Annotated in this window: 17 protein-coding genes and 1 pseudogene; 8 read left to right on the forward strand and 10 right to left on the reverse strand. The window is 42.3% G+C overall.

Annotated elements, in window-relative coordinates:
- Both NSQ50_RS30535 and NSQ50_RS30540 read left to right on the forward strand, forming a co-directional pair.
- Window positions 1-1,572, forward strand: coding sequence for a response regulator transcription factor (locus NSQ50_RS30535; protein WP_076132881.1), 1,572 nt, complete (start codon window positions 1-3; stop codon window positions 1,570-1,572).
- A 136-nt stretch (window positions 1,573-1,708) separates the two neighbouring features.
- Window positions 1,709-4,330: a family 16 glycosylhydrolase gene (locus tag NSQ50_RS30540; protein WP_076099765.1), complete on the forward strand. Its 2,622-nt coding sequence runs from the start codon at window positions 1,709-1,711 to the stop codon at window positions 4,328-4,330.
- 187 nt (window positions 4,331-4,517) lie between these two features.
- Here NSQ50_RS30540 and NSQ50_RS30545 read toward each other — a convergent pair whose 3' ends face one another.
- From NSQ50_RS30545 to NSQ50_RS30560, 4 genes are all read right to left on the reverse strand, one after another.
- Window positions 4,518-4,898, reverse strand: a complete 381-nt coding sequence (locus NSQ50_RS30545) for a FlxA-like family protein (RefSeq protein ID WP_038573907.1) — start codon at window positions 4,896-4,898, stop codon at window positions 4,518-4,520.
- A gap of 202 nt (window positions 4,899-5,100) precedes the next feature.
- Window positions 5,101-5,811 carry an ABC transporter permease gene (locus NSQ50_RS30550; protein WP_076222416.1) on the reverse strand — a complete coding sequence of 237 codons (711 nt, stop codon included), beginning with the start codon at window positions 5,809-5,811 and terminating at the stop codon, window positions 5,101-5,103.
- Window positions 5,808-6,653: an ABC transporter ATP-binding protein gene (locus NSQ50_RS30555; protein WP_038573911.1), complete on the reverse strand. Its 846-nt coding sequence runs from the start codon at window positions 6,651-6,653 to the stop codon at window positions 5,808-5,810. The genes NSQ50_RS30550 and NSQ50_RS30555 overlap by 4 nt, the downstream gene beginning before the upstream one ends.
- A gap of 104 nt (window positions 6,654-6,757) precedes the next feature.
- On the reverse strand, window positions 6,758-7,693 hold the full coding sequence (locus tag NSQ50_RS30560) for a LytTR family DNA-binding domain-containing protein (RefSeq protein ID WP_076222417.1): 936 nt from the start codon (window positions 7,691-7,693) through the stop codon (window positions 6,758-6,760).
- Window positions 7,694-8,366: 673 nt separating this feature from the next.
- On the opposite strand from NSQ50_RS30560, the gene NSQ50_RS30565 reads away from it, so the two are divergent.
- Genes NSQ50_RS30565 through NSQ50_RS30585 form a run of 5 tightly spaced genes read left to right on the forward strand, consistent with a single transcriptional unit; the run spans window position 8,367 to window position 15,708 of the window.
- Window positions 8,367-9,764, forward strand: coding sequence for a radical SAM/SPASM domain-containing protein (locus NSQ50_RS30565; RefSeq protein ID WP_076222418.1), 1,398 nt, complete (start codon window positions 8,367-8,369; stop codon window positions 9,762-9,764).
- Window positions 9,761-11,221, forward strand: coding sequence for a radical SAM/SPASM domain-containing protein (locus NSQ50_RS30570; protein ID WP_036682397.1), 1,461 nt, complete (start codon window positions 9,761-9,763; stop codon window positions 11,219-11,221). Before NSQ50_RS30565 ends, NSQ50_RS30570 begins: the two co-directional genes overlap by 4 nt.
- An 18-nt stretch (window positions 11,222-11,239) precedes the next feature.
- Complete coding sequence (locus NSQ50_RS30575; protein WP_052097394.1) at window positions 11,240-12,472, forward strand: hypothetical protein; 1,233 nt, start codon at window positions 11,240-11,242, stop codon at window positions 12,470-12,472.
- Window positions 12,432-13,145, forward strand: a complete 714-nt coding sequence (locus NSQ50_RS30580; RefSeq protein WP_036682398.1) for an ABC transporter ATP-binding protein — start codon at window positions 12,432-12,434, stop codon at window positions 13,143-13,145. The genes NSQ50_RS30575 and NSQ50_RS30580 overlap by 41 nt, the downstream gene beginning before the upstream one ends.
- 7 nt (window positions 13,146-13,152) lie before the next feature.
- Window positions 13,153-15,708 (forward strand): FtsX-like permease family protein, encoded by a 2,556-nt coding sequence (locus tag NSQ50_RS30585; RefSeq protein WP_051491238.1) that lies wholly within the window; start codon window positions 13,153-13,155, stop codon window positions 15,706-15,708.
- Between the two features lie 126 nt (window positions 15,709-15,834).
- Here the strand turns inward: NSQ50_RS30585 and NSQ50_RS30590 are convergent, their stop codons facing one another.
- From NSQ50_RS30590 to NSQ50_RS30605, 4 genes are all read right to left on the reverse strand, one after another.
- On the reverse strand, window positions 15,835-16,368 hold the full coding sequence (locus NSQ50_RS30590; RefSeq protein WP_076105142.1) for a YceI family protein: 534 nt from the start codon (window positions 16,366-16,368) through the stop codon (window positions 15,835-15,837).
- 251 nt (window positions 16,369-16,619) lie between these two features.
- On the reverse strand, window positions 16,620-17,054 hold the full coding sequence (locus tag NSQ50_RS30595) for a MarR family winged helix-turn-helix transcriptional regulator (RefSeq protein WP_036682401.1): 435 nt from the start codon (window positions 17,052-17,054) through the stop codon (window positions 16,620-16,622).
- 1 nt (window position 17,055) lies between these two features.
- Window positions 17,056-18,012: a quinone oxidoreductase family protein gene (locus NSQ50_RS30600; RefSeq protein WP_036682403.1), complete on the reverse strand. Its 957-nt coding sequence runs from the start codon at window positions 18,010-18,012 to the stop codon at window positions 17,056-17,058.
- Window positions 18,013-18,184: 172 nt separating this feature from the next.
- Window positions 18,185-21,070 (reverse strand): S-layer homology domain-containing protein, encoded by a 2,886-nt coding sequence (locus NSQ50_RS30605; RefSeq protein WP_076222419.1) that lies wholly within the window; start codon window positions 21,068-21,070, stop codon window positions 18,185-18,187.
- 316 nt (window positions 21,071-21,386) lie between these two features.
- Here NSQ50_RS30605 and NSQ50_RS30610 point away from each other — a divergent pair, with 316 nt between their 5' ends.
- Window positions 21,387-21,857: a pyridoxamine 5'-phosphate oxidase family protein gene (locus tag NSQ50_RS30610; RefSeq protein WP_076099768.1), complete on the forward strand. Its 471-nt coding sequence runs from the start codon at window positions 21,387-21,389 to the stop codon at window positions 21,855-21,857.
- 147 nt (window positions 21,858-22,004) lie between these two features.
- Here NSQ50_RS30610 and NSQ50_RS30615 read toward each other — a convergent pair.
- Window positions 22,005-22,355, reverse strand: a pseudogene (locus NSQ50_RS30615) (ATP-binding cassette domain-containing protein); the annotation flags it as partial.
- Window positions 22,356-22,567: 212 nt separating this feature from the next.
- Window positions 22,568-24,811, reverse strand: coding sequence for a U32 family peptidase (locus NSQ50_RS30620; protein ID WP_076140582.1), 2,244 nt, complete (start codon window positions 24,809-24,811; stop codon window positions 22,568-22,570).
- Window positions 24,812-24,981 lie beyond the last annotated feature (170 nt).

A 24,981-nucleotide genomic window follows, 5' to 3' on the forward strand; every position in this document is an offset into this window, starting at 1 on the left:
ATGATCAATATTCTAATTGTGGACGATCAAAAGCACATTCGTGATGGGCTGCAGGCGATGCTGCGCCAATTTCCGCTGCAGCTGGACAATATTTACTGTGCTGTAAACGGAATTGAGGCCTTAGATATATTGAGTCAGCACAACATCCAACTGGTGATTACTGATATCAGGATGCCCGATATGGATGGACTGACGCTGATGGCGAAGAGCAAACAGGAGCATATTGAGGTAGATTACCTGATTATTAGCGGCTATAGTGATTTTGCCTATGCTCAAAAAGCCATCGAACTTGGAGCAAAAGGCTACCTGCTCAAACCTGTGAAACGTGAAGATCTGCAAACCGCAGTAGAACATGTAGCAAATGAGATAAAAACACGGCAGGCGCTCTCGCGTAATATGGAGCATATCTCCCGCCGCGCCCGGGAGACAGACCGCAAAGAACTGAGTATGTTCATGCAGGGTGCAATGATTGATGAAGCGTGGGTTCTCCAGACCCAGCAACAGAATCCAGAGTTGTGGAGTAATTACCGCCTGTGTCTGCTGCGGGAGGAATTATGGATTAACCAACCGGGGGCCGACAGTAGCCACAGTATGGAATCCCTTGCCTACCGTGTGTATGGCAGACGAGGGTGTATATGCCTGCAACACCGCCCGTACCTGATTCTCGCGGTTGATGCGGCCGTAGATACGGGAGCCTTCCCGGCCGCCCTCAAAGCAGGACAGATAGATGCCATTACTGCCATGACCAGCCCGCAGCAAGGATTGAAGGAGCTGCCCCGCAGCTATACACAAGCGTTGGAGCTCTATCGCCACAGTTACCTGTTTCCAGAGAAGAGCTGCATTTTGCCAACACATATTGAACGACTGGAGCAGCAGTGGGAGCTTCCCTATGAGGAGTTATATGCCCTGTTCCAGTTAATCGGCACCAAAAACAGCGGTACAATCACCCAAGGCATTTCTATGATATTTCACAAAGATACATTGCAACGCTATCACATCCAATACACACAGCAGCTATGCCGTGCCATTGTACAGATGCTGGAGGAATCTGTGCGTGTGATCCGCCCGTACATGGGGGAAGAAGCGCTGGACATCGAATGTTTACGTAATCTATTCGATTATCCGGGTATTCGCGATTATATTCAGGCGCTGCAACAACAGCTGCTTCGGCTGAACCAATTTTATTATGAATATAAGTGCAGCTATCGCAACTCGCAAGATTTGAATGAAGCCATACGCTTTATACACGAAAGCTATCATAAACCCCTGGATCTCGCGATGGTATCGAACCACGTGTCGCTTAATTATGCCTATTTTTCTAACCTGTTCAAAAAAAATATCGGCAAAGGCTTTGCAGAATACTTGCGCGATGTGCGCCTGGATAAAGCCCGGCGGCTGCTGGCCGAAACCGATCATAAAATTGTAGAGGTAGCCACCATGGTAGGGTATGAAAGCTACAAAAGTTTTACACGATCATTTCGGGATGTCATGGACATGCAGCCCACAGAATACCGGCAAATGATGCGCCGGAAGCACGACAGCGAGGAAAAGTTCCGTGACACAGCGCTATAAATAATCAAAAGCCAAAAAATTGGGTTATAACAAAAATAATTGTACCTTTTAGCTGATTATTATATTCGATAGAATAGAGATGACCCTAAATGTAAGCGGTTTCGTTTCTTCATTATTTTATTAAAGGAGGGCAAGTATGAAACGACTTTACAATACGGAAAGTGGTTTTAAGCAGAAGGTATTTAGTTTGTTCTTAGCAGTAGTACTGTTGGCTGGGGTTGGTCTATTGCCGACTTCTAAGGTGCAGGCAGCAGGAACCACAGTTACCTCTATGTCTTACTTTTCAGCGGCAGACGGTCCTGTCATCTCAAAATCAGGGGTTGGGCAAGCTAGCTATGGTTTCGTCATGCCCACATTCAATGGGGGCTCTGCCACCTGGAATGATGTTTCCGATGACGTCGGTGTAAAAGTAAAAGTTGCTGGAAACTGGGTGGATATTGACCATGCAGGCGGCTATACCTACAACCAAAACTGGGGACACTGGAGCGACGGTGGCTTGAATGGCTATTGGTTCACTCTCTCCGCAACAACGGAGATTCAGCTGTTCTCCAAGGCTAATGGAGTTACACTTGATTACACCCTGGTATTTCAAAACATAAACAAAACGACCATTACTGCTATGGCCCCTACACAAGGGCCGCAGATTTCAGCAGGCTTTACAGGAAGTGCAGGCTTTACTTATCCTACCTTCAACAATGATCCGGCCGTTACCTATGAAGCCGTAGCTGAAGATCTGAAGGTATATGTAAAACCTGTAAGCAGCAGTACATGGATTGATATTGACAATAATGCAGCCAGCGGCTGGATCTATGATAACAACTTCGGACAATTCACCGAAGGCGGCGGTGGCTACTGGTTCACCGTAACAGAGTCTATCAACGTCAAGTTAGAATCGAAAACCTCAACGGCTAACGTCGTTTATACCCTCACCTTTAATAAACCTGTAAGAAATTCATATGTCTTAACTCCTTATGAGGGAACGACCTTTACCGCAGATGCAAAAGGTGTAATAGGTGTACCGCTACCTAAGATTGATGGGGGCGCTCCAATAGGCACTGAACTAGGAAATTACGTATACCAAATTAACATCAACGGACAATGGGTTGCTATGAGTGATTCCAGCCAGAGCGGATTTGTATACGCCGGCAATGGCTATAACAACATGTCCGATGCCAACCAGTGGGGCTATTGGGCTGACTACATCTATGGGCTTTGGTTCCAGCCTGTCCAAGAGGATGTGCAAATCCGTATTGGCTATCCATTAAATGGACAGGCGGGCGGAAGTGTCGGCAACAATTACGTCAACTATACCTTTATTGGTAATCCAGATGCCCCACGTCCGGATGTATCCGATCATGATGACATTGCCATCGGAACACCAAACGACCCGGCGATAGAGGGCATGAATCTCATTTGGCAGGATGAATTTAACGGAACAGCACTCGATACGAGCAAATGGAGCTACGAACAAGGTTATTATATTACTGACGATCCGAATAGCTGGGGCTGGGGCAACGCGGAACTGCAGCACTATACAGACAGTACACAAAATGTATTTGTACAGGACGGAAAGCTGAATATCAGAGCTTTGAACGATTCAAAATCCTTTCCACAGGACCCAAGCCGGTATGCCCAGTACTCATCCGGCAAGATTAACACCAAAGATCAGCTGTCCTTCCAGTACGGCAGAGTAGATATTCGTGCTAAGCTGCCTACAGGTAACGGCGTTTGGCCAGCACTTTGGATGCTTCCGGAAGATGCCGCTTATGGAGCGTGGGCCGCATCCGGGGAAATTGATATTATGGAAGCCAAAGGACGCTTGCCCGGCACGACCAGCGGGGCCATACACTTTGGCGGACAATGGCCTGTAAACAGATATATTGCTGGTGAATATCACTTCCCTGAAGGTCAGACCTTCGCCAATGATTATCATGTGTACTCCATGATCTGGGAAGAAGATAATATGAAATGGTATGTGGACGGCAAGTTCTTCTTTAAAGTCAGTAGAGATCAATGGTATTCCGTAGCTGCACCTAACAATCCGAACGCCCCATTCGATCAACCCTTCTACATCATTATGAATCTGGCGATCGGCGGGCACTTCGACAGCGGTCATACCCCAGATCCGTCGGATATTCCTGCAACAATGCAAGTGGATTATGTTCGTGTCTATAAAGAAGGCAACAGCGAGAATCCGGTAAACGTGCCGGTTACCGGTATTTCTCTGAATCAAACCACTGCGCAGGTGGAGGTCGGACAGACTGTGCAGTTGAACGCCAATGTTGCCCCGTCTAATGCAACCAATAAGCAGGTCACTTGGACCGTATCAGGTACCAACGTCGCTTCCGTGAATCCGAACGGTCTCGTGACGGGACTCACTCCAGGCACAACAACCGTAACGGCTACAACAGCCGACGGTAATAAAACAGCCCTCTCCACCATCACTGTTGTACCGGCAGCATCATCCGGTGTTATCATTGTCGGCGATGAGGTGCGGGGCCTGAAGAAAATAGGTGACGACCTGCTGTTCTATGTGAACGGCGCAACCTTTGCCGACTTACACTATAAGTTGAATAACGGTGGGCAGCTAAACGTAGCCATGACCCCGGCAGGGAACGGTAGCTATACCTACCCTGTAAATCACCTGCAACACGGGGATACCATCGAGTACTCCTTCACCTATAATCCGGGACAAGGGGCCGTCGATTCCCCGACGCTCTCGTATATCCATGGGGTAACCCAAGGAACACCAGAATAAAATAGTTGAACCCTAAGCAACTGCATGAACACAAATAGGCGAGGAGGAAGTGTTGAAGCTTCCCTCTCGCCTATTTTGTTGTTTTTACCGTGCTGCGGGTCTTCTCGGGGGAAGCTCGGCTAGCTAGCCTCATGATTATGGAGTGTCAGTTTATCACCTGACGCTTTCCGCACCTTCGCTCGCTTGCCTAAATTAACGCGTCGAAATGACCCTCCGCGTCCACCGTCGCCGTCCGGGGATCAGTCAGGCCGATGCCCTTGAGGCCTCCCTTTCCTTCATTTCCCCAAAGGGGGAGGTGATCTTGAAGCGGAGAAGCAGGCACAAAATTTACGGAGGTACTGCTCCCGCTTTTCTGTACCAGTTGGGACTCCAGCAGCCGGATTTGCCGCTGCAGCTGCTCCCTGCGATAAGGAGTCTGCATCTCACTTCCTTGTGCCGCATTCACTTTATCCAGTTCCATCATCAGCCGGTTTCGCTGTTTCTCCAGAGAACTGACATCACTCTGTGTACCGCCGTAGGCCGCAATGGTCTGTACGGAGCTGATGCCTGATACTGTCTGTGCCGCCATGATCTTTCCCCCGTTTCCTTGGCTCCCAATCCAAAATCAGCCAAATTTGAAAGTTCTAATCATCTTTATTACCCGGCAGGCCCCGTCATGACAACATCACAGCCTCAATTGGAAAATAATCGTCGTATAGTCTCAGTCGGCCGCTTGTTTCAACCCTACCAAAGACCCACCGAAGGCTGGCTAAAGTCCCTTCAGAGCTCCCTTACTCGTCCTTCAACCGCCGCTGATATAAAATGACAGACACTACTGTTAGCACAACCGTCCATGCCAAATTAATGAGGAGTGGTTTCACTACATCGCCCGTCGTATAACCTGTATTGCTTAGACCCAGCAGATGCACAAGCTGACTGCTTGGCATGTAATCCAGCACTTTGAAGACCGGATAATCCTTCACTAGTACTTCTCCCCACGGTGCCCCCATAAATATGAACGCCACAGGGAGTATAGATAATGAGGATTCAAGCAACGTCTTGGAGAATAAACCGCAGATCGTCCCGGCTGCAGTGTACAGAATAATCGAAAGAATGATTACTGCCACAAACGCCCATATATTAGCTGGCTCATAGCCAAATAATAATGTAGAAATAGCGAGAACAACAGCAGACATGACAAAGACCAAACTGCTTTTACCGATTAGTACATCCATGGTTGTAGCCGGTGTCATCATTAATGACCGTAAAGTGTTACGCTCCTTCTCTTCCGCAATCAAGCAGGCTTGTGCGAAACATGTTAGCAATACAAACGAACTATTAAAAAGAAAACCGCTGGCTCCAGGTAAAGACGCACCTGCCCTCTTGAAAATCAGAGCGATAATAATAGGAAAAATCAGCATAATGGACAGTGCGTAGTTACGTGAAAACTCTTTGTAATCCTTCACAAATATCGCCCGGGCACATTTGTATGAGATACTCATAGTAGCTCACTTCCTGTCATTTTAATAAAAATATCACCAAGACTTGGCTCTTTCGTCTCTAACCGGTCAATTAGCCCCCGCTTCATCCAATCCGCGATTTGGTCAGCCGCCCCCTCATCGATCGGGAGCTCGTAGGTTTCCCCATTGATTAAGTCCACACTAATTACGTTCTCCCGGTGCTGCCGTTTAAGTTCCTTCGGTGAACCGATGGTTTGGATTTGACCCTGATACAGAATCGCTACACGGTTGCATATCAATTCTGCTTCAGACATATCATGCGTAGTCAGAAAAATCGTAGTTCCTTTCTCATTTAAGTAGCGTAAGCCTTTATAGATATGTGCTGTGTTTACCGGATCTAGAGCCGAAGTTGGTTCATCCAGGAATAATAATTCCGGCTCATGGATAATCGCGCATGCCAGCATGACACGCTGACGCATCCCTTTGGATAAGAGGTTAGCTTTCTTTTTGCGCTCCCCGCTTAAGTTTACAAACTGCAGCACCTTGTCGACCGCAGATTTGGGAAGATCATATAACTTACGATACAGCTCCAGATTTTCCTCAATACTTAACCTCTCATATAGACCACTGTTATCCGTCAAAATGCCAAAACGCATCTTCTGAGCAGACTGCTGCATCATCTCCGCCGGCTGGTCAAATACACTTGCCTGTCCACTTGTCGGATTTAACTGTGCCGTTAGAATCTTAATTAATGTTGTTTTGCCTGAGCCACTCGGGCCAAGGAAACCAAAAATTTCACCCTTAGGAATTGAAAAAGAAACATCTGCTAACGCATCCTTTTCTCCAAATCTCTTATGGATACGTTCTACCCGGATAACATTCATTAACTCCACATCCTTAGTGTTGATGGCTTAAACATATACAGATTACATGCTTCCTGCCATCAAAACGCGCCGAAATGTAGCTGTAAGCGCCTGAATGGTACCATTTAAATGTTAAGAAGTGCTTTTAATTCAGGCAATTTTGAACGGGATAACGGAACCACGGCATCTTGACCTGTATTTAATCGCAAGCTGTAGCTATTTTTCGTCCATGTAATAATCTCTCTTACTTTTTGCAGATTAACAATGTAAGATCGGTGACACCTAAAAAAACCGAAATTTAATAATCGCTGCTCGAGCTCGGTCAGCGTCAACGCACAGTCATAATTTTCACCGCCCACATGAACAAGGATTGACCCCTCTACACTTTCTATAAAATCAATTTCAGGCGGATTAAATAAAATCACTTTATCATTTCTTTTGGTAGAGATCTTCTGCAAGGTTATATTGGCCTCGTCTTGTTTCTGTACTTCCTGCTTATCCTCGTCGAAGTCCCGAATATCCAATGGATGAAATCCCGATTCGTTCAACCGATAAATGGCATCACAGGAAATAAGGGCATCCTCTAAATTCGAAGTTAAAATTAAAATCTGCTTTTCTTGAGAAAGATCATCCAGAATCCGTTTGAGTTGACGACAATCTTGCTCTTCCAAGTAAAAATAGGATTCCTCCAGTACAAGTGTAGGCTGATGCGCAAAAAAGACACGCAGCAATGTCACATACATCCTTTTCGATGAGCTTAGATCCTTGATCTTTACCTTCCGTTCTTCTTTTAAAGCAAAATAATCTATCAACGAAGCGGTACGCTCATTCCTCTCTGTTACTCTGATTAGAAAAGTGATTAGTTCCTCCACCGTTAAACGCATATACTCGTTTTGCCCAGCCCGAAATAAATAATATTGGGAATGATCCCCTAATTGATTCATTAAAAGCTGCTTTCGCTTCAAGTCCGTTATGATGCCAACCGATTGGTTCGGTGTCATATTTAATTCGATCTTCGGTAGAAATAATTCCCCATTATAATAAATTGGTTGAAATTGCATGCCATCCTCCCGGTCAGTGCTGCTATAGGGTATACTTTTTCAATTTTGTTCCTGTTATTTCCTCCTCGATAAATACGATTTAGGTAATATTTAATGCAAATATTAGTAGTCAAGGCATCTAGTTTACCGCATCTCTAGTGAGCAGGAATTCCCTCAACTTAAATTCCTCACTGAGATTTAATACATTTATTTCGAAAATTTTGGAAGAGTTTTGATTTTGTGACTAAATTCACATAATAAGTAGATTTAAAATTATAGAATAACATTGTAAATAAATGGGTTATTAGGGTATCTAAAGAATCAATGGATGTCATTAGGTTTGGGTTAACAATTTTATCTAAAAGCATCTTTCTTCTAGATAAAAATAATATAAAGGAGGTTTACATATGTCGAGTGAAAATCAATTCAAAACTCGCTCCGTGAACGACGACAAGGATCTATGGACAGAATTATTTGATCAGGTAGAAACATTGGAAAATCGTGACGAAATGGCCTGCATTAATCTTTGTTGCTGGAATTGTTGTTTCCAAATTTGAGTCGATGAAAAAAGCCGTTCTCTGCGGCTTTTTTTTACGAATAATTCTTTAATACCCAATATAAGTGATTCACAATAAATTATACAATTAAACAATATTTTTTAATAATTCCAAAATTGTATAGAGGTGAAAATATCATGATAGTAAATAAATACCATTTAAGATATGAGTTTGATGAAAAAAACCTTGTTATCAATACTTTGACAGGTGCTGTAGATTTTTTCTCTGCAGAAATGCTTGATTTACTGGATTCAGCAGAGAGTTGGGAACTATCTAATTACCCGCCTGAGCTTAAAGAAGACGATATCGAGTTCTTATTGAGGAGAGGCTACATTTTTGAGAATAATGAAGATAAGGAGCGACGATTAAACCAAGCATCACAAATCATGAATTATGATCAATTCATGCATTATATTATTTGTCCGACTTATGCCTGCAATTTTCGTTGTACATATTGCTTTGAAGATCATTTGCTTCATGAGAGTACACGCTTCATTACCGAAGAACAAATAGAGCATGCGTTTTCCGCAATTGATATTCTGCATAAAGAAAGCGGAATGGACAAAGGATTAATTAACCTATTCGGAGGTGAGCCCCTCTTACCTCCCGCCAAGAACATGGTAGAAAAAATCTGCGAAGAAGCGGAAAAACGAAATTTTATAATCGGTTGTAATACAAATGGTTATCACTTGAAAGCTTACGCCGACATTTTAGAACGCTTTCGCGATTGTTTAAGTGTTATGGTTTCTGTCGATGGCCCTGAGGAAATACATGATTGTCGGCGCTTTTTATCTGGAGGACAGGGTACATTTCAACGGATACACCAAGGCGTTAATGAATTATTAAACCGTAACATCCCTGTTATGATCCGGATTAATATAGATCAAACTAATATTAAAACTGTACCTGAGTTAATAAAGTACTATCATCAATGCGGCTTCTTCGGGCATCCTTCCTTCTCAATAACCTTTGCTCCTGTAACAGATCATACTTGTCTAGGTCTGAGTTCTACTTTGATGAAAGGTTATGAGATTGCAAAGTCTTTAATCCGACACGTCCCTAACTTTACAGAACTTGAAAAACAAAAGAAGATCGGCCTTAGTCCTGAAATGTTCCGTTTCTTCCGGACAGGCATGTTACTTGATCCTGAATTACAAGATAGAGTTGGGATTATTTCGCCACAACTTGTCTACTGTGAGGCTACTGAAGGAAAAACCTATGCTTTTGGACCTGATAATAATATGTATGCATGTCCGGATTTAGTGGGAAAATCAGAATATCGCATCGGCCAGTTCTCCCCTGTTTTTACGAAGGAACCCGTTTTTGACCAATGGAGAAATTTTAATGTTCTACAAATACCCAAATGCAAAGACTGCTCTGCAGCAATGATTTGCGGCGGCGGCTGCGCTGCACAAGCTTTATCAACATACGGAGATCTGGACCTTCCTTGTTGTCCGGATGCAAAGAACATGCTTGGTCAATATCTACACGAATTGCAGGAGGAAGCTGCACAATACGAGGAGGTTAAATCATGATCAAAAGCACATATAATTCTATTCATCCTATTAACAATGGGAATTATATCTTGATTAATTCTCTTAGTGGAGCAGTAGATGTAGTGGATGGTCTAGTAAAGGAACGGCTAGATCGGATTGAACAGACTAATCTGCAACGAGATAATCAAGATGAGGTTGAACTACTTACTTTTTTCAAAAAAAGAGGGTATATCTTTCATAGCCTTGCAGAAGAACAACAAATACTTTTTAAAGTTAAAGATGCAATGGAAAAAATGACGGCAAAGAGTAAATGGGGTATGACCTTCAATGTTTGTACAACATATGCTTGTAATCTAAGGTGCCCCTATTGCTATCAAGGCCATCAAATTCATGACCATAATCATGCATTAGACTCAGATGAAATAACCAAAATGTTCGAAGCTATTACTCAAATTATTAAAATGGAAGAAAATCGTGGCCGCTTCATAGGAGCACAACATCGTATGGTTTTATATGGAGGAGAACCACTTCTTCCGCAGACTAAAAATACAGTTAAAGAAGTGGTAGAACGTGCTGTTAATGAATATGGTTTCCGTATGTGCGCTATTACTAACGGGACATTCTTGCATCAATTTTTAGATATTTTTCAACCTTACCGTGACCAATGGGATTTCTTTCAAATTTCACTTGACGGCCCCAAAGCTGTTCACGATAAACGGCGTATCATGGCTGGTGGACAAGGAACATTTGATCGTATAGTCCAAAATATTGATATGGCCCTGGAACGAGGCTTTGCCGTTGCTACTAGGACAAATGTTAACAAAGAAAATCTGGGTCATCTGGTCGAACTGGCTAATTTCATTGAACAAAAGGGCTGGAATAAGTTCCCCCACTTTGGTTGGCAAGTCACGCCTGTTACTAATCACTTCAGTGAACCAATGCCCGACCACTTACCTGAACATGAACTGTTGATAGCCCTATATGAAATGTTCGGCGACTTGGATTCTTTTATTGATAAATACAACGCAAGACTGGGATCAGTGATAAACATGCGCACCTCACGAATTAGAAACACGATCCGATCTTTTGATTGGAGCAGGATGGACGATATGGATGCTTGTACTTCCTCGGGGGTCACTAGTGTTCCACATTTTAAAGAATGCAGCGCGCGCGAACAACGTTTCTATTCATTTGGGACAGAAGGACTTATCTATGCCTGTCCCGACTCTGTAGGCCGTGCAGAGACCGCCGTTGGATCATTTTTCCCAAAATATGAGCTGAATTCTGAAGCTCATCAGCAATGGGACCGGGGAATTACAGATTCCAAGGAATGCACGGAATGCTCTATCTCTCTCTTTTGTGGTGGTGGTTGTGCTTATGCCAATTTAATGAGGAATGGAGATATTACAAAGCCCTATTGTAATTATGCCAATGAAACAATAGATGTTTATATCAAACATAATAAACACCTTTTCGAAGAATTGGGTACCGTCTAAAGAAAGAGGGGGATAATTATGAATGCGATAGCAGCAACAAAATATCCCCAATTGATACCCTATATTATCCATGAAATGGATGTTTGGGAAGAGGGGGCTCGCTATTTAGTTCACTTTGACAATGGTCTACAAATGAAAGTAACAGAAAAGATTTTAACCATTTTTAACTGTATGGACGGAAAAAAGTCGCTTTTAGAGATTTCTGAGCAATTATTAGAGAAATATGAAGTTGCCCCACGCTTAGAAGAGCTACAATATTTATTAGAACATCTTCTAACTGAGAAGGGTATCGTTGTAGGGAGCGAAAAAATAGCAGAACATTCCTCGGCCATCCGTTTTCGTACTCCACTATTAAATGCAAGCCGACTGGAAGGCTGTTCCCAACCCTTTCAGCATCTTTTTTCTTTAAAAGGTATTTGTATTTTTGGAGTTCTTATGAGTATTGCCCTCTACAACTACATAATAAATTTAAGTCTTTCTGCAAATAAAGCAGATTTAGGTTCTTATCTTTTTTGGATTATTACTTTTTTCATGATTTTGTTTTCGGCTATATTCCATGAATTTGGGCATACAGTGGCGGCTTTTAAATATAATGTTAAACCAAGAGATATGGGGATCGGATTGTTTTTTTTAGCCCCTGTTCTTTTCGTGGATTTGAGTGATGCTTGGAAAGCAAGTAGAAAAGAGCGAGTAGTGATCGACCTTGGAGGTATATATTTTCAATTATGGATATTTATTATATATGAATTATCATCTATAATAACAGGGAGCAATATACTATTTACTGCCAACCATTTTATTTTGCTTTCCATTATTAGCAATCTAAATCCATTATTACGTCTTGATGGTTTCTGGGTACTTACAGATATCCTCGGAATTCCCAACCTGCATACTAGAACTTTTACATTGGTAAAACAAGGATTATTGGGATATGTATGTAGGAAACGACTTTTCCGCGAGAAATTTAGATTAAATATTATCAATATGAGCAGTACTTACAAGAAAGTGTTTTTAGCGTATTCCTCTTTATACTTAATTGTTTTCAGCATTGCTTTAATGTATATGTTACGTTTTATTTTTTCATTTACTTCCCTCTTTCATTCTTGGAACTGGACAAACTTCAAAGGCCTTTTGATAGTGATTGTGATATTAATTCTTCATTTCACCATATTACTTATTAAAAAAATTAACAGAAAGAAGGAAAATTCAGTTGATTGTAGAACAACCGATTCTGGCCATCCAAAATCTTAACAAAGAGTACGAATCCGAAGCCGGCATAATATCTGTTCTTAAGGGAATAAATCTGAAGTTTTACAAAAGTGAGATTGTAAGCATTATGGGACCCAGCGGCAGCGGAAAATCAACCCTGCTTGGGATTATGGGATCCCTAGATAAGCCTAGTACAGGGAAAATCGCACTTGAGGGTAAGTCAATCGAATCTTTATCTGAAGAAAAACTTTCTGATTATCGCGCACAAAAAATTGGGTTTGTTTTTCAATCCTTCAATCTAATCTCTACAATGACCGCTCTTGAAAATGTAATGCTTCCCATGTTCTGCATCAAAGGCACCCGACATAGTGAAATACGTAAAAAAGCAGAAGAAATGTTGAAGCTTGTGGGGATGGGCGATCGGATGAAGCACCTGCCTAATCAACTATCCGGCGGACAACAGCAACGTGTCGCTATTGCAAGAGCTCTGATTAATAAGCCCTCTCTAGTCATTGCTGACGAGCCAACCGGCAATTTAGATCGTGATTCCGGACAGAAAGTTCTTGACCTTATCTTCCGCTTAAAACAGCAAATGAGAATGACCTTCATTATTGCTACCCATGATCCAGAGGTTGCTTCAAAATCCGACCGAGTGATTTACATTAGAGATGGAAGGGTTGAAACTGAGGATCCTTGTCTGAGTAAAGGAAGGTGAATATCTGATGATATGGCTGAGCTCTGCCGGGAGAAGTTTATTACGTAACAAATTAAGAACAATTTTCACTATATTGTCTCTCATTATTGGAAGTGCAAGTTTCTTTAGTATGTTCCTATTATCTGAATTGGCGCCACGTTCTATTGAGAATTCTGCCAAACTGCTATTAGGTGGGGATGTATTAGTCCAGTCCTACCTTAAGCCACTACAGAGCAATATAGTGAATGATATATTCCAAGACATGGGAGAAATCGACAGCCATTCATCTTCATATGTCGGACAGAGCATGGTGCAATCCAAAAATAAAACAACAAGCGTGATCTTGAAGGGAATTGATACGAAGACTTACCCTTATTATGGGGAAAATCAATATCCTGGCATCCGTTCACTTCAAGCAAATGAGGTCCTTCTTGCTGATAATGCAGCAGATCGCCTACAGGTAAAGGTTGGAGAAAAAATTTGGTTGCCGAGCGCGTCTGATGGAAGTCTGCATGAGTACAAGGTAAAAGGATTAGTACTTAATGTTCAAGAGTCTTACGGAGATGCGGATATTTTTGGAGCTGCTTATCTTCCGTTGAATGAAGCAGCTAATCTGCTAAACGCTCCAGCCGGAAGCACAAATGAAATTCTTATCCATTGGAAAGCGGGCACACCAAAGACTTCTTGGCAAGCAGAACTTGAGAAGCATCTGCCAAGTGCTACACTAACGGACACGAAAGAGCGGACAGACGAAAGCTTGGCTCAAGCCAAGACCCTTCTTTTACTTTTACAATTGTTCAGTCTGCTTGCACTGGGAATCAGCGCTTTGACAGTTTCAAATACAATGAAGCAGGCAATGAGCACTAGAATGCGCGATATTGCAGTTATGAAGGCAATAGGTGTACGCTCTCGCTCAGTTGCCGGTACCTTTTTAACAGAAGGTATTCTTATCGGGACGATAGGAACTATTACTGGAATAGTAACAGGTCTTCTAGTGAGTACTTGGTTAACTTCTTACGTAGGCAAAATGTTAGCTATACCGTTGTCTTGGGAGTTTTCATGGAAAGTCACAATTGTTACCTTCGCAGTAGGAATGCTAATGGCACTGATATCAACATGGATTCCTCTAAAAGGAATGCTCATCGTCTCTCCTATGCAGCTATTGCTTGAAGGAAACCATCAGATCCCTTCTTATCGGGTACGCTTTTGGAAAAGAGGACTCTTATTATTACTGATTTCGCTAGTTGTAGCATTCTACTTACAAAAAACACTTTTTCTGGGTTCAACCGAATCCATTAGTTCTAGAGTCGTTCTATCTTTTTTAGGGATTCTACTGATTATTATATTGGTAAGTATATTTGTGAAGGTATGTTCTTCTGCTTTCTCTTTCATTTTCAGAGTGGTTGGAAGCATGAGGAAACTCATCTCTCCTCGTTGGTTTATCCCTTTTCATAATTTATCATCTGGAAGAAAACGATACGGACTATTGGCTCTTATCTTGAGTGTTGGTGTTGCATCAGCAGTATCAAGCGAACTTTTCGCTGATAACTTAACTCAGTCTGTCAGTCAACAGTTAGAGACCGAGGCCAAAGGAAATCTACTCATCACAAGCTCCTTAGTAGAGTCTGAAGCAGTCAAGGAAGCTTTTCAATCTCTCGATATTAAAAAGTGGACAGAGGGTGTCCAGATGAACGGTCTTTTAAGTTCAATTAACGGAAGTGAAGCAACTTCTCTTTTTCAGCAAAAGTCAGACGGGAATAAGTTCTTCGCTTCCAATAAATTGAGCATTGAAGGTGTTGACCCTTCACTTGCATCAAGGTCCTATTCCATTATTGGTGGACGTGACCTTATAGAAGATGATTCATCGCACAAGACCGCATTATTATTGGAAGATTATCAACAGTTGGGAATTAAGACAGGCGATACAGTTGAAGTTACAATGGGAGAAAAGAAGATTCCTTTCAAAATTGTTGGCTTTTTTGAATCAGGGTTCGTAAAAACAGTAGGTATGAGAACAACTAAAGATATATTGTCTAAATATGGGGCGCCTAACCGGGTAATGTTTTCTATTGACGGAGGGACCCTGACTACGGGTTTACTCTCTGAATTAAACGGTGTACTTCCAGCATCCGCTATGGCGTATTCAGTATCAAGTACAGCCTCCGAAAGCTTAAATTCAATGATACGTATGATAAGTGTATTCTTCTCTATAGTGACTTTATTTGCCTTCATTACAGCGATACTTACCATCGGGAATCAAATTGTGATAAGCCTTTTAAGAAAACGCAGAGAAATTGCAATCATCAAAGCAGTGGGAGTATCCAATGGTAAGACATTACGGTCAATCTTGTTAGAGAACTTTGTTTTATCTTTAGTCTCAGGAACTGCTGGTACAGGGATAGCTTTGTTGTTAACGACTGTAGCTCTAAAACTTATGTTCAAGTTACCTGTCCTGGTTGATGTTAAATGGGTGATTTATGGGATTGGCCTATGTGTTATAACCACACTCTCAGTGGCTTGGATAGCGGCGAGGCCTGCTCTGCTTACTAAACCTACGCAGCTCTTACAGACCAACCAGTTATGATCTAATAAGGCTCTAATGAATTGGTACTTAAATAGTTACTGTCCCTCTCTATTACGCAGAGAGGGATTTTTTTATACCTTGTCATAACTACGTTTGGTGTAAAAATACATTAATTTGTGATACGGTTCACAGTATTTTAATTGCCTCAATACAAAGCTCGATCCTCACTTCATTTCCGACTATAATTCCACCCGTTTCCAGAGGCGAGTTGAATTTCAAACCAAATTCATTACGATCAATACTGGCTGTTGAATGAAATCCTACACGTTCCCGTCCGCGTGGGTCCTTGTTTAGTCCTTCAAATACAGTATGAAAAGTAACAGATTGGGTTACTCCATGCAGAGTTAGATTGCCTGTAAGTTCATATTGCCGCTCACCAGCAAAGACGCAGTTGGTGCTTTGAAACGCAATGGTTGGATACTTGGCAGCATGAAGGAAGTCGTCGCCCCTCAAATGTTCATCTCGCTGCGCTTGGCGAGTTGTGATACTATTTGCGTCTATGGAAGCCTGAATACCCATAGTTGTTAACTCGTTGGGATCAAAACTTAAGATAGCCTGGAAACGCTCAAATACTCCTTTGATTTTATTAATCATTAAATGCGTCACCGAAAACTCGACGGAGCTGTGGTCCGGATCCACTTCCCATTTGATATTACTCATGAATAAATTCCACCTCTATAATAAGATTATGAGCAAGGTCACCCTATCTCCAAAACACTGCGCTACTCGCTATACCCCTAATATACAAAAACGCTACTGACAACGTTGTGTCAGTAGCGTTTTAGCATTTTTGCGGCTTCCTCGTAAATCCGATTTCAGAATGGTTCCCCATTGAATCCGTAATTCCTTTTACCCGAATATCCACCATCGCAATAAACATTGAGCTGTGTGTGAACAGTCATAATCTGCAACTAGTCGAATCTTTGCAACGATTCAAATAAACGCCTTAAGTTATTCAATAAGCTGTTCTTTTCCTCTAGAGTCCAGTCATCCAAAGCTTCATGCAAAATGCGTTCACGGGTGAGGCTAATCATTGCATTGATTTCCTCCCCGCTTTTCGTCAATTCAGACACACGAATGCGGGAATCTGCACTTGATGGATACGTATGAACCAACCCCGCGTTTTCTAACTTATCAATTTGCCGGCTAACACTCGAATAGTTTTTTCCCATCATGGCGGCCAAATCACCAACACTAGTCGGTTGGAGATGCACGATGCCCACAAAGACACGAAAGGTTGCTGCTTCCAAATTTACGCCAGCATTAGCAATCATCTTCTTATCACGGTCTGGCCTATTGATAATGGAAACTAAATCGATCAGTGCTTTAAAAATATCGTTTTCCATTTTATTTCACCCTTACAACAGGACGAGGCATTAGCGGGGCATTCCAAGCCTCTTCAATATCTTCTAGAGCGAACTCTTTTGTGGTAATTTTTATCTTCCCCTCGGCAGCCATTTCAAAGACACCTCTAACAGCAGATAGCATATCAGCTTTAGAAACACTCTTATCTCCGCTACCTACGAGTTCGATTGTTGATGAGCGTAAAAGAGATGAAGGTAAATGAATGCTTTCTTGGCCAGATGAAGTTCCAATGCTTACAAAACGAGTTGAACGATCCGTTTTCGCCTTAACAAGAGCTGACATGATAGCGAGTGCGCTGTCGCCCCAAAGATAATCCAATATAACATCAACACCTTCAGCAATAACTGGCATTAGGGCGTTTTCAAACATTTTTTGACCGTTGTCGGCTGTCATATCAAATGCAATAGCCTCATCAGCTTCAAGTGCTTGCAACTTCGATTCGTTGCGTCCTGTTACAATGACCTTCTTGGCCCCCAGACCCTTAGCAATCTGAACTGCTAAACTACCGGATGCACCAGTAGCGCCATTAATCAATACAGTTTGACCGGATTTAAAACCAGCTCGAAATACCAATGCAGCCCATGACGACATAGCAGGGTTGGCGATAGCGGCAGCAGTGAGATCATCAATACCATCTGGTAAACGGACAGTCAGCTTTTCGTTGACGATTGTTTGCTCAGCCAAACTGCCATATGGTGCAGTAGGCAGCGCAAAGTAAACACGAGACCCATCTTTCAAAGTTCCTACACCGTCGATACCGGCTACAATTGGAAAGTTAACTTCAGAAGAGTAGTGCATACCCATTGAACGGAACTTGCTAACTCGACTCAAGGCTGTGGCCGTAACGTTAATTATAACTAGCCCCTCTGTCCCAACAGGGGAATCACAATGACCCATTACGGGAATCGTCCCCTTATCCTTTACGATTGCTGCCTTCATATTTACACCCTTCTTCCACCCCATATTATGTGCATATTGCACATAATAAAGTATAACACAAATTATGTGCAATATGCACATTTTATTTGGAATCCATATCCGAACGCAAGTCCATTAGCTTATTTCCAAAAGAAACGGCTGGTCAGGTTCCCCTGATCCAGCCGTTTTTTGATTACTTTAATATTACATTATCGATTAGTACTGCCGTATCGTAGATACTATCTCCTTGATCCCAAACATGGAACCGAAGGACAATGGAGCCCTTGCCGGCAAATTGGCTTACATCAAATTGTACATGCTTCCAATTCGTCATGTATGTTGTATGATCCCCGCCGTAGAAATCAATCGCTACTTTGTTCTCTTCAATCCAATAGGCCGTGGATTCATTAATCGATTCAGCCCCGATAATAACAGAATCATTGCCATAGACACTGGACGTCACTGTATTGCCGCCATTCATGTGAGAAGTAATGAGGGAAGCCGTATTAATGTATACACTGGAAGTTACCGTTGCTCTGAAGGTGTCATTGAATTTGCTTCCAACGAATTCCTTAGGCTCCTCAGAAATGAAATTGTAATCAAACGATAGGGTTGTTGCACCCGCTGGAACAATGAAACTTTGCTCGATATAACTATCTGAATTGTAGTCATATCCTCCTTGATCATTGTTTTCATACCCAAGGCCAGTGCTGATAATAGCCATGTAGTTCCCCTCTGTCGGTTTAAGCGGTCCCAGCTTGGAGATCACCCGAACATCGCCGTTTCCATTCCAGCCGGTCCAAGTTCCGTTTTCAAAGGTTCCGTTGATGACCCCTTCGGTCTTAGTGCCAATGCTGCTTCCTTTCATGAAGAATGCCGCCAACCCATCGTTTGCTCCATGGGCAGCCACTGCTGCTTGAAAGGCTTTTTCGGTTGTCATGTTCTCATCGTTTAAAGCGGTAAATACGGATTTAGCAATAGCTTGATCATATGCAAGCTTTACATAATCGGTATATCCATAATAAGTGCCAGCACCATTGTTGATGAAGGCATCTGCCATGGAATCGTTGTACGCGCTGCGGCAGCTGCCATTATATACGATGGTATCAGGAAGCATATCGTTGTACCGTGTAATAAAAGACGGTGTAATAGCATAATAACCGGATATAATAGCCAATCTTCCCTTTTTCAAGTCCAACTCATAGGTCTTTTTGCTCTCTGTCGTTGCCTTTTCTCCTGTCAGGAACATGACTTGCGGTCCAGCGTATTTGAAATCAATGCCGTATTTATTATGGAGCTTCTGTAGCACTATTTCATCATAATAAGTATCTCCGTGGGTATCCAAGACCACGACGCCATACTGATTCAGTCCTTTAAAGAAATTCACGCCCGCTGCGGTGTCCTTTACTCTTTCCACAAGGAAAGGGTAACTCGACTGGTCAAAGCTGTGATATACAGCGTCATAAACAGTCGAAGATGGAAGTGTGCCGGAGAACGGAGAAATTACAGCAACCCGCTGGCTTCCTATGGTGGCTACAGTTTGTTCCACATTTTGCGTTAGCGCCTCAGCCGCCAATGCAGTACTGGACGCAGCCTCTTCTACGGTGCTGCTTAACCCTTTTGTATTCTCAGGAGCTGCGGATATCCCCCCTAGAATCCCGTTGTCCAGCAAATACCAGATGCTTCCTCCTTCACCCGAAATTCCAGCATGCTCTACTTCTGCTTGGGTTTGGAGCCAAGCCACAGTTTCTTCCTTTGCTTTTTGCAAATTACCATATGAAGTAGCCAGTTGATCAAGCTTACTCTGTGTATTATTTTCAATGATTTCCGTTTGTGCAAGCTGTTCATCCGTAAGATGCTTCATTACAGATAATTTAAAAACTGTGCTGCTTGGCACATCTCCCACAAACGCCTGCAGATTTATGTAACCCTCCGTACTTTCAGTCAATACTGCTTTGCCACTGTACAGCCCGTCTGCCTCAAGACTGTCTCCATGGGCTTCCAAACCGTCATCGTACAACGAAATGATTTGGGAAATCACTTTGCCGCTGTCATCTACTTGATAGACACTAGCGATTACCGTTCCTGCCGCATTAATCGATGAGCGGAATATAACTTCTGTTGGCTCTTCCACATAAATGGCATCTGAACTCTCCCCCTTCACCACAACCTGGAGAGCATTTGCCGGTGCCGGGGTTGCCGGTGTCGGTGTCGATGTCGGTGTCACTGGTGTTGGTGTCACTGGTGCTGGGGTTGCCGGTGCTGGGGTTGCCGATGCTGGCGTTCCCGGACCTGAAGCTCCCGGCGCTGGTGCTGTCACAGATGTCCCGTGGTCAGTTGTTGCCGGAGTGGCAGTCGGTGTTACCTCAGGACTCTTGCCCTTATTAACCTCTTCAGCCAGAAGCTGTTTGGATTTCTCGACATATACTGACTTATTGGTTTTGAACTCATAAGCCAGACGAGCCAGAGCTTGGCGCTCCGCATGCTCTTTGGGTTTGAATTTCAGGGTGCCGTCACTGCCTTGGACCCCGTTGATGAAACCATTTTTAAAGGCAAGGGATACTTGTGCTTTTGCCCATTCGGACACCTCTGAGATATCTGACAGCTTGCTATCAACCGGAAGCTTCTTCGCTGTTTCATCCAATTCGAAAGCTCGGATGAAAAATACGACCAGCTCTTCACGGGTGACATTTGCATTAGGACTGAAGGTGGTCGCCGATGTCCCCTCCGTAATGCCTGCCTTTACCAATGCACCTACATAACCGCGATACCAACTGTTCGCGGCAACGTCTTTAAACGGTGCGGCTTGATCAGCATTTGCTTCTAGACCCAACGACAGGACTATGATTTTCGCCAGTTCGGCACGTGACATAGCCTTTTTCGGTTTAAAAGAGTTATCTTCATACCCTGAGATTATTCCTGCTTCAGTTAATGAATGAATCTCCTTTTGCGCATAAGAGCCTGTGATGTCTTTGAACTGTGCGGCCTCACCAAACACCATATGTGGCGTAAGAGTGCTTACTAATAGGGCAAACACAATCATCAGACTGAGTTTACGGCGTGCTGCTTGGAATAACATTGTTTCTTCCCCCTTCTTACTCTAAAAATATCAATGAGTCTGTCGTCCTAGTGAGTTCCAAGGATGGCATTTTACACCATTATTCGACAACTTCTTGATTCTACAATAGGACCAGGGTAATTTACAATGTCTATTACATAAAAAAAATAGATATATTTGTAGACTGGAGATTAAATGGCATAAAAAAAAGACCATCGAGTATAAGCTTGGATTGATGGCGATTTAATCTTTTATCGTATTATTCTTCACATGCACCAATATTTTACAATGATAAGCTTAACAATGTATACCTTATGACATTTTAGGAGGTAGTATAATGAGCAAGTACGACGAAGCCATGAAGCTGCTGGAAGAACAAGTGGGTAACAAGGACGGCCTGATTACTCTGTCTACCATCGCGCTGGAACCCGGGGCCAATGGTATAAGCCGTCCCGCCGCCCGCATAGTGGACGCCTATTATGAGGACGGCGCGTTCTACACCGTCACTTATGCGACCTCAGGCAAAATGCGGCAGATCGCCCAGAACCCCGAAGTCGCCGTTTGTATCATCGTCGAAAACTTTACGGCCGATGGTATCGGTGAGAACCTGGGCTGGGTATGTGACGAGAATAACGCCGAGATGATGACTAAGTTGCGCACTATATTCGCCGATTGGTATAACGAAGCCAATAACGACGAAGATCCTAACACATGCCTGCTGCGCATTCGCCTGACAAAGGGCCTGTGGAATGACGCCCATAAAGGGATCAGAAATGAGATTGATTTTATCAATAAGACGGCAAATTAAGTGATCTGAGTGGTTCGCCTTATTGGATTAATCTAAAGTAGACATTTGATAATATTCAATGTTAGCTCCAAAGGGAGTGTGCGCATACTCCCTTTTTTCGTCGTTACTTATGATAAGGTTACCGCAACATCTATGAACGAAACTTGGTTACACCCCTGATCTTAACGATTCAGCTAACGACAATTTCCCATCTTCCATCCGGTATACCTTGTCGCAATATTCAAGCATACGCTCATCGTGGGTAACCATAATCGCCGCTTTCTGGCGTGACTTCACCTCTTGCGCAATTAGACTGACTACTTCATGGGCGCGCTTGGTATCCAAACTTGCTGTCGGCTCATCCGCCAAGATGACATTGGGGTTATTAATTAAAGCACGAGCGATCGCTGTCCGCTGCTTCTCCCCACCTGACAGCTCCCCTGGAAGACTTTTTAACTTCGAGCCCAGACCCAACTCTGCCAGCAACTTAGTAGCGAATTGCGGGGAGTCCAATTCTACAACGTGCATTGAATAACCAATATTGGGAATCCAATGGATTAAAGAGTGTATTGGACAGATACAACTCCTTACGGAATATTTCATGAACCGCCGTATACCGAACGGTACGTACGGTGGTGTGAGAGGCCGGGGGCTCGCCGCCCCCTCCTACTCGATTCTTTTATGTTAAGCTGAACGATTAGCAAGGAAGACAGCGTCATCCCTTTGGCTACCTACACAATCTCTTTATTAAAATGTCCTCTTGTGTCTGTTTCCTGATTAAAGACAGCATTATTCATAGAGCCATTTAATTTGCCTGACGCCATATTAATGACTTCCACAACCTGCCCTTTTGATTCAACTGTGAAGTTTAATCTGAGCGCCTCGATTCCTTTGATGTTGTGTAGCTCATCTAAAAGATTAAGCGTCTTCCCATTAAGAATAGTCGTTGTACAATCATTATGGGAAATGATAGGGAACGTTCCGTGCTCATCTTTTAACTCATAGCTCTTCGTTTTGCAAATTCTGCATTGATTCATTTTTTTCATCGGACAATATTTCGTAAACATCAAAGGAGCCCTGCCATATACAATCATTTCCAGTGCAGGATAGCCGTCATTTTCTTTAACATAGGCATTCATTAAATCTTCAATTTGGCTCTTATTCAGTTCATAAGATAAAGTGACTCGTTTTGCACCTAATTTATATAATTCATAGCAACTAATAGTATTAACAACATTTAGAGAATAGTCCGTAACAAACGGATTAGTTTCTCTGTAGTGATAAATTCCGCCATATCCTCCGATTAGTAGCTGCCCTTCTTTTTCCTTGTAATCATCCTGATTTCTTCTAACAACGTTTTTATAATAGATTTCCTTAATTCCACAGCTCACGCAAGCATCATACTGCTCCTTAGTCGTTACAGAGGCCGTAAAGTATGGTTTTTCAGGGGCAAAGCTTATTTTTTCTTTTGCTTCCAAAGCCTTGGTTCTTTTCTTCTGGCTGTTAAGCCTTAAGTCATATAAGCCCAGTACAATATCTCTTCTTGCTGCATTTAACAGTTTAGCTGGAATAAAAGCATTGCATTCCTCAAAATCCACATGATTAAGTTCGAATATCGTATCATTTAATCTTGAAAATTGCTTGATTACCTGGTCTTTTGTTGTTGGATTATTAATGGCTTCGCCTAGTATTTCCTCGCTTTCATATGAATAATGACAGCCTAAGCCCTCCGCATCTATGACAAGCTTTGAATCTGGACGTGCATACACTCTAATATCGAGGTTAAACCGCTTAAATTCTTTTTCCAGTGATGCTTCTAATTCTTTGTTATAGAAATAATCCTTCGTTTTATATACTAAATCTCCCGTAGACATCTTTTCTTTGATTTTGATATAGCAGACATCCTCTGCTTTGTTGATTAATTCGCCCTCTTTATCGTACAGTTTTGCAACCGTTAAATTAACATCTTCATTGTTGTGACTTATTCGAATGGTATCGTTCTGATTTAAAGGACGTGTAAGTGTTATTTCATACCTATCTTTAACAATCTTGCTGATTGTTCCAATTTCATAACCAAAGTTATTAGGTTTTAAGATATTTGTAATATTTCTCCTGTCTTCGTGAAACAAATACCCTTTAGTAAATGTTCTATTGAATGTTTTTTTCAGATTTTCTTTGTCTTCTTCGGTTATTTTATGATCTAAGGCCTTACGATATTTGGATACAACATTAGCAACATACGTAGGCGCCTTCATTCGGCCTTCTATTTTTAAAGAATCGATTTCTTTTAAATCATGGATATAATCGATGGTGTTTAAGTCCTTAGTAGATAGAATATAGCTTTTACCTAAAGATGTATCTGTTGTCTTATCGATTAGTTCATACTCCTTACGGCATGAACCCACACATCTTCCGCGATTTGCGCATCGATTGCCGAGCAATCCTGACATTAGACAATTTCCCGAATAAGATACACATAAAGCACCGTGAACGAAAATTTCTAAAGGGATTTCAGCTATTCTTTTGATCTCTTTTACTTTTTCAATCTTGACCTCACGGGACAGAACAACTCTTTTCGCACCAAGTTCTTTAAATAATAAAGTTCCGTCTAGATCATCTATTCCCATTTGAGTTGAACAATGTGCTTCCATATCAACAAAGTTTTTAACGATATAATCAAAAGCAATCAGGTCCTGGACGATAATACCATCAACACCGATTTCATTTAATTCCTGTATCTGCACTTTCATCTCTTCAACTTCGTTTTCGAAAACGATGGTATTCATAGCAACATAGATTTTAACGTTCCTCAGGTGCGCATACGTAACCGCCTCTTTTAACGTTTCTAAATCAAAATTAGACGAGTATGCACGTGCACCAAATTTTTGCATTCCTAAGTATATTGCATCACAACCATTAGAAATTGCAGCTTTTAAAGCTTCCATATTTCCTGCTGGAGCTAGTAATTCAGTCATTTCTTCCTCCTTATGACCCATAAATTGTACGCTAGTTAAAGCGAAATTCTTTATTAAAGATATTTTTTGTTACGCCTCAAATTTCAGACTATTACCATTAATCATAAAATAAGAACTATACTTAAGCTGCAGCAAAACGCACAAGCCAATGGCTTGTGCGCTTGTTTTAA

It is taken from the genome of Paenibacillus sp. FSL R10-2788 (genome assembly GCF_038003885.1).
GTDB classification, from domain to species: Bacteria; Bacillota; Bacilli; order Paenibacillales; family Paenibacillaceae; genus Paenibacillus_AQ; species Paenibacillus_AQ odorifer.

What these genes read in the sequence shown, in the direction of transcription:
- NSQ50_RS30535 (WP_076132881.1), top strand. Translation starts at nt 1, where the DNA reads ATGATCAATATTCTAATTGTGGACGATCAAAAGCACATTCGTGATGGG.
- NSQ50_RS30540 (WP_076099765.1), top strand. Translation starts at nt 1,709, where the DNA reads ATGAAACGACTTTACAATACGGAAAGTGGTTTTAAGCAGAAGGTATTT.
- NSQ50_RS30545 (WP_038573907.1), bottom strand. Translation starts at nt 4,898, where the DNA reads ATGGCGGCACAGACAGTATCAGGCATCAGCTCCGTACAGACCATTGCG.
- NSQ50_RS30550 (WP_076222416.1), bottom strand. Translation starts at nt 5,811, where the DNA reads ATGAGTATCTCATACAAATGTGCCCGGGCGATATTTGTGAAGGATTAC.
- NSQ50_RS30555 (WP_038573911.1), bottom strand. Translation starts at nt 6,653, where the DNA reads ATGAATGTTATCCGGGTAGAACGTATCCATAAGAGATTTGGAGAAAAG.
- NSQ50_RS30560 (WP_076222417.1), bottom strand. Translation starts at nt 7,693, where the DNA reads ATGCAATTTCAACCAATTTATTATAATGGGGAATTATTTCTACCGAAG.
- NSQ50_RS30565 (WP_076222418.1), top strand. Translation starts at nt 8,367, where the DNA reads ATGATAGTAAATAAATACCATTTAAGATATGAGTTTGATGAAAAAAAC.
- NSQ50_RS30570 (WP_036682397.1), top strand. Translation starts at nt 9,761, where the DNA reads ATGATCAAAAGCACATATAATTCTATTCATCCTATTAACAATGGGAAT.
- NSQ50_RS30575 (WP_052097394.1), top strand. Translation starts at nt 11,240, where the DNA reads ATGAATGCGATAGCAGCAACAAAATATCCCCAATTGATACCCTATATT.
- NSQ50_RS30585 (WP_051491238.1), top strand. Translation starts at nt 13,153, where the DNA reads ATGATATGGCTGAGCTCTGCCGGGAGAAGTTTATTACGTAACAAATTA.
- NSQ50_RS30590 (WP_076105142.1), bottom strand. Translation starts at nt 16,368, where the DNA reads ATGAGTAATATCAAATGGGAAGTGGATCCGGACCACAGCTCCGTCGAG.
- NSQ50_RS30595 (WP_036682401.1), bottom strand. Translation starts at nt 17,054, where the DNA reads ATGGAAAACGATATTTTTAAAGCACTGATCGATTTAGTTTCCATTATC.
- NSQ50_RS30600 (WP_036682403.1), bottom strand. Translation starts at nt 18,012, where the DNA reads ATGAAGGCAGCAATCGTAAAGGATAAGGGGACGATTCCCGTAATGGGT.
- NSQ50_RS30605 (WP_076222419.1), bottom strand. Translation starts at nt 21,070, where the DNA reads ATGTTATTCCAAGCAGCACGCCGTAAACTCAGTCTGATGATTGTGTTT.
- NSQ50_RS30610 (WP_076099768.1), top strand. Translation starts at nt 21,387, where the DNA reads ATGAGCAAGTACGACGAAGCCATGAAGCTGCTGGAAGAACAAGTGGGT.
- NSQ50_RS30620 (WP_076140582.1), bottom strand. Translation starts at nt 24,811, where the DNA reads ATGACTGAATTACTAGCTCCAGCAGGAAATATGGAAGCTTTAAAAGCT.